We start from the raw sequence: 12,378 nt of genomic DNA on the forward strand, positions 1-12,378 counted from the left end.
CAAGCGGGCCGCCGCTTTCTGCTATAGGATGAATATGCAATGAATAAAAGATATGAATATTCATAAAATATTCATTTTTGTGAAAAATACACGGAAAAAAATTGGATATTAGTGAATAATAATGCGAAACGAAGCTTGCAATTTGCCGGCTTGCGTGGTAGACTGTTGCTCGAAAGACAGGCAGGGGAGAGCAGACGGAGGAAAACGCTCCGTACGGGACTTCGGAACCTTGCCCTTGCATGAATGTTTTATGGAGGAATGGAACAATGTCTGAGATTAAGAAAGTTGTGCTGGCCTATTCCGGCGGCCTGGATACATCCATCATCATCCCCTGGCTGAAGGAGAACTACAATAACCCCGAGATCATCGCCGTCTCCGGCGACGTGGGACAGGGCACTGAGCTGGACGGCCTGGAGGAGAAGGCCATCAAGACCGGCTCCTCCAAGCTCTATGTGGAGGATCTGACCGACGAGATGGTGGATGAGGTGATCATCCCCTCCATGATGATGGGCGCCAAGTATGAGGAATACCTGCTGGGCACCGCCTTCGCCCGGCCCATCATTGCCAAGCGGCTGGTTGAGATCGCCAAGGCCGAGGGCGCCGACGCCATCTGCCACGGCTGCACCGGTAAGGGCAACGACCAGGTCCGGTTCGAGCTGGCCATCAAGCGCTTTGCCCCCGAGATGAAGATCATCGCTCCCTGGCGTGAGTGGGACATCAAGGGCCGTGACGAGGAGATCGACTACGCCGAGGCTCACAACGTGCCCCTGAAGATTTCCCGGGAGACCAACTACTCCAAGGATAAGAACCTGTGGCACCTCTCCCACGAGGGCCTGGACCTGGAGGATCCCGCCAACGAGCCCCAGTACGACAAGCCCGGCTTCCTGGAGATGGGCGTGTCCCCCGCCATGGCCCCTGACAAGGCCACCTATGTGACCCTGGACTTTGAGAAGGGCTGGCCCGTGGCCATCGACGGTGAGAAGATGAAGGCCAGCGACATCATCCGCAAGCTCAACGAGCTGGGCGGCGCCAACGGCATCGGCCTTCTGGATATCGTGGAGAACCGGCTGGTGGGCATGAAGGACCGGGGCGTCTACGAGACTCCCGGCGGCACCATCCTCTACCGGGCGCATGAGGTGCTGGAGATGATCACCCTGGACAAGGATACCAAGCACATGAAGCAGAAGCTGGCCGTGGACTTCGCCGACCTGGTGTATAACGGCAAGTGGTTCACCCCCCTGCGGGAGGCTCTCACCGCCTTCGCCGTGGACACCCAGAAGCACGTTACCGGTACCGTGAAGCTGAAGCTCTACAAGGGCAACATCATCACCTCCTCTGTCACCTCTCCCGACACTCTGTATTCCGAGAATCTGGTCACCTTTGAGGAGAGCGACTACAACCAGGATGACGCCACCGGATTCATCAACCTCTGGGGCCTGCCCGACACCGTTCAGGCGCTGCGGGAGCAGGGAAAGCTGAAGTAATTTACGTATCATCCGGAGAGTGAAGATAGCGCCATATCTTCACTCTCCGCTCTTAAATTCAATCCTCTTTATTCTGATAGAACGTGAGGTAGCGAGCTATGAAACTTTGGGCTGGCCGGTTTCAGAAGGAAACCGATACCTTAGTAAATGATTTTAACTCCTCCATCGGCTTTGACGCCCGGCTTTACAAGCAGGACATCACCGGGTCCATCGCCCATGCCACCATGCTGGGCCAGCAGGGGATCATTGAGGAGCACGAGGCCGAGAAGATCATCGAGGGTCTGAAGGCCATCCTGGCCGACATCGAGGCTGACAAGGTGGAGTTCTCTCTGGACAACGAGGACATCCATATGAACATCGAGGCCCTGCTCACCCAGCGCATCGGCGATGCGGGCAAGCGGCTGCACACCGCCCGGTCTCGGAATGACCAGGTGGCCCTGGACACCCGTATGTATGTGCGGGAGGAGATCCCCACCATCATTGGCCAGGTGCTGGAGCTGGAGAAGGTGCTCATCAAGAAGGCCAAGGGCAACCTGGATACCGTGATGCCCGGCTACACCCACCTGCAGCGGGCCCAGCCCACCACCTTCGCCCACTACATGATGGCCTACGCCAACATGTTCAAGCGGGACGTGACCCGGCTGGAAGACTGTCTGGAGCGTCTGGACGAGTGCCCCCTGGGCGCCGGCGCCCTGGCCACTTCCACCTATCCCGTGGACCGCTTTGCCACGGCTCAGGCCCTGGGCTTCAAGAAGCCCACAGACAACTCCATGGACTCCGTCTCCGACCGGGACTATGCCATCGAGCTCTTGTCCGCCCTGTCCATCCTGATGATGCACCTGTCCCGGTTCTCGGAGGAGATCGTGCTGTGGTGTTCCTGGGAGTTTAAGTATGTGGACCTGGACGACGCCTACTCCACCGGCTCCTCCATCATGCCCCAGAAGAAGAACCCCGACGTGGCCGAGCTGGTCCGGGGCAAGACCGGACGGGTGTACGGCTCTCTGGTCACCCTGCTCACCATCATGAAGTCCCTGCCTCTGGCCTATAATAAGGACATGCAGGAGGACAAGGAGGCCATCTTTGACGCTATCGATACGGTGGAGCTGTGCCTGCCCGTGTTCAGCGCCATGGTGGACACCCTGACGGTGCGGCCCAAAAATATGGCCAAGGCAGCTGCCGGCGGCTTCATCAACGCCACCGACTGCGCTGATTACCTGACCAAGAAGGGTCTGCCCTTCCGGGAGGCCTACATGATCGTGGGCCGGCTGGTCAACCTGTGCATCAAGTCCGGGGACACCCTGGATACCCTGACCCTGAAGGACTTCCGGGCCATTTCCTCCCTCTTTGACGAGGACGTGTACGAGGCTCTGGCGCTGAAGACCTGCGTCAATGAAAGAAAAGTTTATGGTGGCCCCGCCAAGGAGAGTGTCCAGAAGCAGATCGAGCTCATCGAGGAGTTTGTCCAGGCCCGGGCATAACGGGAAGAAAACCGTTGCAAGTTGGCCTGTACCGCTTCATAATAGGAATAAGGGCGGTCCCCAGGCGGGATGGACCGCTGTGGGACCGCCCAGACCATAAAGAAACCAGGTGGATGTAGTGAAGAAACCCAAGGTATATATTGACGGTAAGGAAGGCACCACCGGCCTGCAGATTTATCAGCGGCTGGGGGAGCGGGAAGACATTGAGCTTCTGCTCATCGACGAGGACAAGCGCAAGGACCCGGATGAGCGGAAGAAGTTTTTGAACGCCGCCGATCTGGTCTTCCTGTGCCTGCCTGACGCCGCCGCTGTGGAGGCGGTGTCCATGATTGAAAATCCCGCAACCCGGGTGATTGACGCCTCCACCGCCCACCGCACGGCGGAGGGCTGGGTGTACGGCTTCCCTGAGCTGCTGCCCGGCCAGCGCCAGCGGATCAAGTTTGCCAGTCGGGTGGCCAATCCCGGCTGCCACGCCACCGGCTTTTTGTCCACGGCGGCCCCGCTGGTGAAGCTGGGCCTGCTGCCCACGGATTACCCCCTCACCTGCTTTTCTCTCACGGGCTACTCCGGCGGGGGAAAGAAAATGATTGCCGAGTACGAGGCGCCGGACCGCAGCGTTCTGCTGGACGCCCCCAGCATCTATGCCACCGGTCTTCAGCACAAGCACCTGCCTGAGATGCAGAAGCTGGCCGGACTGGACCAGCCTCCTGTGTTTGCCCCCATTCTGGGCGATATTTACAAGGGCATGGCCACCTCCATTCTGCTCCAGAACCGCCTGCTGAAGGGAAATCCCTCCGCCCAGGACATCTGGGAGCTGCTGATGTCCTACTACGAGGGCCAGAGCATGGTAACCATTGCCCCCTTCGGTGGAAGGGCTCCCCGCCTGGCGGCCAACGCCATGGCCGGTCGGGACGTGCTGGAGATCACCGTCTCCGGCCACGGGGACCAGACCATGCTGACCGCCCAGTTTGACAATCTGGGCAAGGGTGCTTCGGGCGCGGCGGTTCAGAACATGAACATCATGCTGGGCTTCCCGGAGATCACTGGCCTTACCCTGTAATCCCATTTCATAAAAGGAGCGTCAGGATACCATGACGATGAAGGAAATTACCGGCGGCGTGTGTGCCGCCCAGGGCTTTACCGCCGCCGCTGTCCACTGCGGCGTCAAGGCGGGCAGCAGCCCGGAAAAAGATGACCTGGCTCTGATCCTCTCCCAGAAGGAGTGTACCGCCGCTGCGGTCTATACCCTCAACCGGGTGAAGGCGGCCCCCATCTATGTCACCATGGACCACCTGGAGAACGGGGTGGCCTGGGGCATCGTGGCCAACAGCGGCAACGCCAACGCCTGCTGCCCTCAGAGCCATGAAAATGCCCAGAAAATGACCGAGGCTGCCGCTGCCGCCACCGGCCGTGAGCCCGAGGACTTTGTGGTGGCCTCCACCGGCGTCATCGGCCAGACCATCAACATCGCCGCCATCGAGGCGGGTATGCCCAAGGTGGCTGCGCTGCTGTCTCCGGAGGGCTCCGATGCCGCTGCCAAGGCTATCATGACCACCGACACCGTGAAGAAGGAAATCGCGCTCTCCTTCACCGTGGGCGGCAAGGAGGTCAAGCTGGGCGCCATTGCCAAGGGTTCCGGCATGATTCACCCCAACATGGGTACCATGCTGGTCTTCATTACCACCGACTGCGCCATCACCCATGAGATGCTGGGGGACGCCCTCCACGAGGTGATTGCCAAGACCTTCAACCGGGTGACCGTGGACGGAGACACCTCCACCAACGACATGTGCGTGGTGCTGGCCAACGGCATGGCGGGCAATACCCTGGTGGAGTGGAAGGACGAGGACTATGAGACCTTCCGGGACGCGCTGATGTACGTCTGCCGCCATCTGGCCCGTGCCATTGCCGGCGACGGCGAGGGCGCCAGCAAGCTGGTCACCTGCATCATGAACGGCGCCCGCAGCGAGGAGAGTGCCGAGCGGCTCAGCAAGGCCGTGGTGGGCTCCTCCCTGGTGAAAGCGGCCATGTTCGGCTCCGACGCCAACTGGGGCCGGGTGCTGTGCGCCATGGGCTATTCCAAGGCACCCTTCCGTCCTGAGCATGTGGACGTGTCCTTCCAGTCCTGCGCCGGCGAGATCATGGTCTGCAAGCAGGGCGACGGCCTGCCCTTTGACGAGGACAAGGCCAAGGAGATCCTCTCCCAGAAGGAGATCATCATTGCGGTGGATCTCCACGAGGGCGATGAGAGCGCCGAGTGCTGGGGCTGCGACCTCACCTATGACTACGTAAAGATCAACGGCGACTACCGCACCTGATGTTTCAGAGTGAAGAGCGGGGAGTGAAGAGTTGAGAGAAGCTCTGTCTCCACTCTCCACTCTGAACTCTTCACTCTTATTTTGAAGGGGGAATTCCCGTGTCATTCAATGAAGTGGATCGGGCCCAGGTACTGGCTGAGGCCCTGCCCTATATCCAGAAATTTTCCGGTAAGACCATTGTGGTCAAGTACGGCGGCAATGCCATGGTATCTGACCAGCTGCGCCACGCCGTCATCTCCGACATCATCCTGCTCCATCTGGTAGGCATTCAGGTGGTAGTGGTCCACGGCGGCGGGCCGGAGATCAGCGAGATGCTGAAGAAAATCGGCAAGCAGTCCCAGTTTGTGGACGGCCTGCGCTACACCGACGAGGAGACCATGGACGTGGTGCAGCAGGTGCTGTGCGGCCGGGTGAACAAGAACCTGGTGGCCACCCTGAACCGCCTGGGCGGCCGGGCCCTGGGCCTGTGCGGCCTAGACGGCGGGCTCTTCTCCGCCAAGAAGCTGGAGGAGAAGTACGGCCTGGTGGGCGACATCACCCATGTGGATCCCCGCCCGGTCACTGACGCCCTGGAAAAGGGCTACATCCCTGTGGTGTCCACTGTGGCCCAGGGGGAGGACGCGGAGACCTCCTACAACGTGAACGCTGACACCGCGGCCGCCAAGCTGGCCACCGCCCTGGGAGCGGAGAAGCTTATTCTCCTCACCGACGTGCGCGGCCTGCTCCGGGACCCCAAGGATGAGTCCACCCTGATCCCCGAGCTGCAGCTCTCCTCCGTCCCCGCCCTGGTGCGGGAGGGTGTCATCTCCGGCGGCATGATCCCCAAGATCGACTGCTGCGTGGAGGCGGTGCGCTCCGGTGTGGATTCGGCGGTCATTCTGGACGGCCGCGTGGAGCACTCCCTGCTTATTGAGCTGTTGTCGGACGCGGGCATCGGCACCATGCTGGTGCGCTGAAGAGGAGGAACGAGCCATGACGTTTGAAGAACTGAAGGCCCTGGACGAGCAGTATGTGATGCACTCCTACAGCCGCTTCCCCGTGGCCATTGACCACGGCAAGGGAGCTACCGTGTGGGATACGGCGGGGAAGGAGTACATTGACTTCACCTCCGGCATCGGCGTGTGCTCTCTGGGCTATGGAAACGAGGGCTGGGTGTCCGCCATTACCGCCCAGGCCTCCAAGCTGGGGCACATCTCCAACCTCTTTTACTCTGAGCCCTACGCCCGGCTGGCCCGGGAGCTGTGCACCCGGGCGGGTATGGCCAATGTAATGTTTGCCAACTCCGGAGCGGAGGGCAACGAGGCCATGATCAAGCTGGCCCGGAAGTACTCCTTTGACAAATACGGCAAGGGACGGGGCACCGTGATCACCCTGCACAACTCCTTCCACGGCCGCACCATCACCACCCTGTCGGCCACCGGTCAGGACAAGTTCCACAACTATTTCTTCCCCTTCACCGAGGGCTTCCGCTACGCCGACGCCAACGACCTGGACAGCGTGGAGGCGGTGGCCGGCCACGACGTGTGCGCGGTGATGTTTGAGCTGGTTCAGGGCGAGGGCGGTGTGCTGCCTCTGGACAAGGCATTCGTCCAGGGCGTGGCCGACCTGTGTGCCAAGCGGGATTGGCTGCTGCTTATTGACGAGGTGCAGACCGGCGTGGGCCGTACTGGCTCCCTGTTTGCCTTCCAGCAGTACGACATCCAGCCCGATGCCATCTCCTTTGCCAAGGGCATTGCCGGCGGCCTTCCCTTCGGCGGCGTGATGGCCAATGAGAAGTGCCGGAATGTTTTCACTGCCGGCACCCACGGCACTACCTTCGGCGGAAACCCGGTGGCGGCCGCTGCGGCCTGCTATGTGTTGGACACCGTGGACCAGAAGCTGCTGGATGAGCTGAAGGAGAAGGGAGCCTACCTCCGGGAGCAGATCGAGGCCATGAACCTCCCCTGTCTGGGTGCCACCCGGGGCCTGGGCATGATGATCGGCATCGAGGTTAAGGGCGAGCACACCAATCTGGAGCTGGCCAACCGCCTCATTCAGAACGGCCTTCTGTGCCTCACTGCCGGCCCCGGCCTGCGCCTGCTGCCCCCTCTGGTCATTACCAAGGAGGAGATGGACAAGGGCCTGGCCATCATGAAAGCGGCGCTTTCTTGAATTCGGAATTAGGAACCGGGAATTGAGCGGCCGGCGGGATGGACGCCGGAGGTGTAAATACTCTGTTCCCGGTTGTAAGAGAGGGAAATTCACCATGAAAAAAGATCTGCTGAAGCTGCTGGATCTGTCCAAGGAGGATATCATCAAAATCCTCAACACGGCGGACCAGCTGAAGTATAATCAGAAGCACGGGATTGTCCACGACTACCTGAAGGGCAAGACCCTGGCCATGATTTTTGAGAAGAATTCCACCCGTACCCGTGTCTCCTTTGAGGCAGGCATGTTCCAGCTGGGCGGCCACGCCCTGTTCCTCTCCGGCAAGGAGAGCCAGATCGGCCGGGGCGAGCCGGTGGAGGACACCGCCCGGGTGCTGGACCGGTACTGTGACGGCATTATGATCCGCACCTTCGCCCAGGAGGAAGTGGAGAACCTGGCCCGCTACACCACCATTCCCATCATCAACGGCCTCACCGATTTCTGCCACCCCTGCCAGGTGCTGGCCGACCTCATGACCGTTCGGGAGCACAAGGCCATTCTGGAGGGGCTGAAGATGTGCTACATCGGCGACGGCAACAACATGGCCAACTCCCTCATCGTGGGCGGCCTGAAGTGCGGCATGGAGGTGTCGGTGGCCTGCCCGGAGGGCTATGACCCCGACCAGCGGGTGCTGGATTTTGCCAAGAGCGATCCCAGCTACAAGTTCTCCCTGGTGCGCACGCCCCAGGAGGCCGCCGTGGGCGCCGACGTGGTGTTCACCGACGTGTGGGCCTCCATGGGTCAGGAGCAGGAGAAGGCCATCCGTGAAAAGGCCTTCGCCGGCTACCAGATCAACGAGGAACTGATGGCCCTCACCAACCCCGAGTGTATGGTGCAGCACTGCCTGCCCGCCCACCGGGGTGAGGAGATCACCGCCGAGGTCTTTGAGGCCCACGCCAACGAGATCTTTGACGAGGCAGAGAACCGCCTCCACGCCCAGAAGGCAGTCATGTATCTGCTGATGGGCGGAGAAAAGGCCTGATTTCGTCTGATGTGATGAAGCATAAAAAATCCCTGGAGCACTTGCTCCAGGGATTTTTTTGTTGCTTTTTAGAACCAATCTGCTCAGCGCAGAACGGCGCCGCACTCCTGGGACAGAGCCTCCAGGATGGACTTGACGTCGGCGTCGGCTTCCTCGCCGGTGAGGGAGCGGTCGTCCGCCCGCAGGACCAGATTGAAGGCCACAGACTTCTTGCCCTCGGCAATGCCCTTGCCGCGGTAGATGTCAAACAGGGTGCACTCCTTCAGAAGGCCCTTGGCCCCCTTGCGGATGCAGTTCTCCAGCTGACCCACAGTGACCGCCTCGTCACACACCACGGCGATGTCACGGGTGACGGAGGGGAACTTGGGCAGGGGCACATACTCGGGGTCGGCACCCTTGACCTGGGCCAGCTTGTCCAGGCTCAGCTCGGCGCAGTAGAGCTCGGCGTCCACGCCGTAGTTCTGGGCCACCAGGAGATGCACCTGACCGAAGATGCCGATGCAGTTGTCGCCGGCCCACACAGTGGCCACGCGGCCGGGGTGGTAGGAGGCATCGCTGGGGGCGCCGGTGGGACCCTCAAAGTGGACGTCCTTGGCCCGGATATCCTTCATGAGGGCCTCGACGATGCCCTTCATGGCGTAGAAATCCATGTCGCTGCCATAGGCGCCCAGGGTGAGCACCTTGGACTCCTTGGCCAGGCCGTCCTCGCCGCCGGGCAGGTAGATGCGGCCCACCTCATACAGCTTCACGTCCTGGTTGCGGAAGTTGTAGTTCCGGGTCAGGATCTCCAGCATGGAGGGCAGGGTGGTGGTGCGCATGATGGAAGTATCCTCGCCCAGGGGGTTCAGGATCTTGAAGCTCTGGCGCTGAGCGTAGTCCGCCGGCCAGAGGATCTTGTCGTAGCAGGTGGGGGAGATGAAGGAGTAGGTGATGATCTCGTCACAGCCCGCGCTGCGGCACACGCTGCTCAGCTGACGCTCCAGCTGCTCCTCGGCGGAGTAGCCGCCCAGGGTGGTCTGCCCGCGCATGAGGGTGACGGGGATCTTGTTGTAGCCGTAGAAGCGGGCTACCTCCTCGGCCAGGTCGGCGATGCCTTCGACGTCGCCGCGCCAGGAGGGAATGGTGACCTCGGCGGGGCCGTTGGGGAAGTCGTGGTTCTCGGTGAGAATGTTGACCCGCTCCAGGTAGCAGTACTGATCCACCGGATCGATGTCGGTGCCCAGCAGGGCATTGACCCGGTCGGGGTCCATGCGGATGGTGTGGGGCTGGGGCACATAGTTGAGGATGTCGATGGTGCCGTCCAGCACCTCGCCGGCCCCCAGCATCTCCACCAGCTCGCAGGCGCGGTTGACGGCGGGGAGGGTGTTCAGGGGATCCAGACCCTTCTCAAACTTGGCGCTGGCCTCGGTGCGCATACCCAGCGCCAGAGCGCCCTTGCGGATGCAGGTGCCGTCGAAGCAGGCGGACTCAAAGACCACGTCCACGGTGTCGGAGACGATTTCGCTGTTCTCGCCGCCCATGATGCCGGCCAGGCCCACGGCCCGGTGCTCGTCGGCGATGACCAGGTGATTGGCGGTGAGCTTGCGCACCTGACCGTCCAGAGTGGTGAGTTCCTCGCCCTCCTCAGCCCGGCGGACGATGATCTTGCCGCCCTTCACGTAGCGGTAGTCAAAGGCGTGCATGGGCTGGCCGTACTCCAGCATGACGTAGTTGGTGATGTCCACGATGTTGTTGATGGGACGTACGCCGCTGGCGCGCAGCCGCTCCCGCATCCACTTGGGGGAGGGGCCGATCTTCACGTTGCGGACCATACGGGCGGTGTAGCGCTGGCACAGATCGGCGGCGGGGGTCTCCACATCCAGAAGCTCCATCAGGTTGCCGTCGCCGCCGCCCTTCACCACGGGCTCGTGGAGGGACATGGGCACGTCAAAGGTGGCGGACACCTCTCGGGCCAGACCGATGACGGACAGGCAGTCGGGACGGTTGGGGGTGATTTCAAACTCCACCACGTGGTCGTCGGCGCCGATGATGGGCTTGATGTCGTCACCGGGCTTCACACCCTCCTCGTGGAGGACGAAGATGCCGTCCGGGATGCAGTGGGGGAACTCCGCCTGCTGGGCGTGGAGGTCCGCCAGGGTGCAGATATGCTCCTTCTTGGTGTCCAGAGCCACCAGGTCCCCGGCATGGAGGTTGGGGCAGGTGGTGGAAACGGAGACGGATCCGCTGTCCACCTCACAGGCGGCGGTAAACTGGTTGATGCCGTCAGTGCGCACGGCGGTCACCCGGGCGCAGACCACGCTGCCGTAGATCTTGTGGCCGGGCTGAATGTCGGCGGGGATGGAGGGCTTCTCCGGGTCAAGGGGCTTGTAGTCGTTCAGAAGGGCGGCGGGGGTGATGACAGCGTAGGGGAAGTCACGCTCGTCCAGACCCAGCTCGGAGAGGCCGCACATCATGCCGTTGGACACCACGCCGCGCAGCTTGCCCTTTTCGATCTTCTTGCCGCCGGGAAGGGTGGACTTGTGCAGAGCCACGGGCACCAGGTCGCCAGGGTGGATGTTCCAGGCGCCGGTGACGATCTGGATGGGCTCGGCCTGACCCACCTCAATCTGGCAGATCCACATATGGTCGGAGTCGGGGTGGCGCTCCATGGACAGAATCTGGCCCACCACCACGTTGGAGATCTCAGCGCCCAGATCGTGGGTCAGCTCCACCTTGGAGCCGGACAGGGTCATGGCCTCGGCAAACTCCTTGTCGTCGGCCTCCACCTTCACAAACTCGCTGAGCCATTTACGAGATAAGTTCATATTGAAAACTCCCTTAATCTGTTTTGTAGGGACGCATACCATGCGTCGGCGGGCGGCTGTCAGCCGCGCCTGCGGTTCCGGGACTGTGCCTCAGAACTGCTCCAGGAAGCGCACGTCGTTTTCAAAGATCAAACGCAGGTCGGCGATCTTGAACCGACGCATGGCGGTACGCTCCAGGCCGATGCCGAAGGCCCAGCCGGAGTATTCCTCCGGGTCGATGCCGCTCATCTTCAGCACCTTGGGGTGAATCATGCCGGCGCCCAGCAGCTCGATCCAGCCTTCGCCCTTACAGGTGGGGCAGCCCACGCCGCCGCACTTGTGGCACTGTACGTCCATCTCGCAGGAGGGCTCGGTGAAGGGGAAGTGGTGGGGACGGAAGCGGGTCTTGGTGCCCTTGCCGTAGAGCTGCTCCACCACGGTGTTCAGGGTGCCCTTCAGGTCGGCCATGGTGACGTTCTTGTCAATGACCATGCCCTCCACCTGGTGGAACATGGGGGAGTGGGTGGCGTCCACCTCGTCCTTGCGGTAGACGCGGCCGGGGGCGATGATGCGGATGGGCAGGGGCATGGTCTCCATGGCCCGGACCTGCATGGGGGAGGTCTGGGAGCGGAGCATCACCCGGCTGTCCTCATCAAAGTAGAAGGTGTCCGACCAGTCCCGGGAGGGGTGGCCCTCCTCGGCGTTGAGCTTGTCGAAGTTATAGGAGGCCAGCTCGATCTCCGGGCCGTCCAGCACGGTGAAGCCCATGCCGATGAAGATCTCTTTGATCTCGTCCAGAGCGGTGTACATGGGGTGGCGGCGGCCCAGCTTGATGGGCTTGCCGGGGACGGTGACGTCCAGAGCCTCAGCCTTGAGACGGTCCTCCAGGGCCTTGGCCTCCAGCTCCTTGCCTCGGGTCTCCAGGGCCTGCTCCAGGGCGGCGCGCACCTCGTTGGCCAGCTGACCCATGACGGGGCGCTCCTCCGCGCTAAGCTTGCCCATCTGCTTCAAAACGGCAGTGAGTTCACCCTTTTTGCCCAGGTACTGCACCCGCAGGGCGTCCAGAGCGGCGGAGTCCTGGGCGGCCTGAAAGGCCTCCAGGGCCTGCTGGCGGATTGCTGCTAACTGTTCTTTCATAGCGATAAA

The 12,378-nt window shown here is 61.7% G+C and carries 9 protein-coding genes; 7 read left to right on the forward strand and 2 right to left on the reverse strand.

Annotation, left to right across the window (positions count from 1 at the left end; translation table 11 throughout):
* The first annotated feature begins 266 nt into the window (after positions 1–266).
* The 7 genes from DWX58_RS01465 (at position 267) to argF (ending at position 8,449) form a co-directional block, all read left to right on the forward strand.
* Complete coding sequence (locus DWX58_RS01465) at positions 267–1,484, forward strand: argininosuccinate synthase (protein WP_118641156.1); 1,218 nt, start codon at positions 267–269, stop codon at positions 1,482–1,484.
* Positions 1,485–1,582: 98 nt separating this feature from the next.
* Positions 1,583–2,962 carry an argininosuccinate lyase gene (gene argH / locus DWX58_RS01470; protein WP_118641158.1) on the forward strand — a complete coding sequence of 460 codons (1,380 nt, stop codon included), beginning with the start codon at positions 1,583–1,585 and terminating at the stop codon, positions 2,960–2,962.
* Between the two features lie 118 nt (positions 2,963–3,080).
* Positions 3,081–4,022, forward strand: coding sequence for an N-acetyl-gamma-glutamyl-phosphate reductase (gene argC, locus DWX58_RS01475; RefSeq protein WP_118641160.1), 942 nt, complete (start codon positions 3,081–3,083; stop codon positions 4,020–4,022).
* 37 nt (positions 4,023–4,059) lie between these two features.
* The gene (gene argJ / locus DWX58_RS01480) at positions 4,060–5,280 is read left to right on the forward strand and encodes a bifunctional ornithine acetyltransferase/N-acetylglutamate synthase (RefSeq protein ID WP_118641162.1); all 1,221 of its coding nucleotides are present in this window, start codon (positions 4,060–4,062) and stop codon (positions 5,278–5,280) included.
* Between the two features lie 98 nt (positions 5,281–5,378).
* The gene (gene argB / locus DWX58_RS01485) at positions 5,379–6,236 is read left to right on the forward strand and encodes an acetylglutamate kinase (protein ID WP_118641164.1); all 858 of its coding nucleotides are present in this window, start codon (positions 5,379–5,381) and stop codon (positions 6,234–6,236) included.
* A 16-nt stretch (positions 6,237–6,252) separates the two neighbouring features.
* Positions 6,253–7,431, forward strand: a complete 1,179-nt coding sequence (locus DWX58_RS01490; protein WP_118641166.1) for an aspartate aminotransferase family protein — start codon at positions 6,253–6,255, stop codon at positions 7,429–7,431.
* Positions 7,432–7,525: 94 nt separating this feature from the next.
* Entirely contained in the window at positions 7,526–8,449 is a 924-nt protein-coding gene (argF, locus tag DWX58_RS01495) for an ornithine carbamoyltransferase (RefSeq protein ID WP_118641168.1), read from the forward strand.
* Between the two features lie 83 nt (positions 8,450–8,532).
* Here the strand turns inward: argF and pheT are convergent, their stop codons facing one another.
* Complete coding sequence (gene pheT, locus DWX58_RS01500; RefSeq protein WP_118641170.1) at positions 8,533–11,253, reverse strand: phenylalanine--tRNA ligase subunit beta; 2,721 nt, start codon at positions 11,251–11,253, stop codon at positions 8,533–8,535.
* Positions 11,254–11,343: 90 nt separating this feature from the next.
* Positions 11,344–12,369: a phenylalanine--tRNA ligase subunit alpha gene (gene pheS, locus DWX58_RS01505; protein ID WP_118641172.1), complete on the reverse strand. Its 1,026-nt coding sequence runs from the start codon at positions 12,367–12,369 to the stop codon at positions 11,344–11,346.
* Positions 12,370–12,378: the final 9 nt, after the last annotated feature.

Source organism: Pseudoflavonifractor sp. AF19-9AC (assembly GCF_003478995.1).
Lineage (GTDB): Bacteria > Bacillota > Clostridia > Oscillospirales > Oscillospiraceae > Lawsonibacter.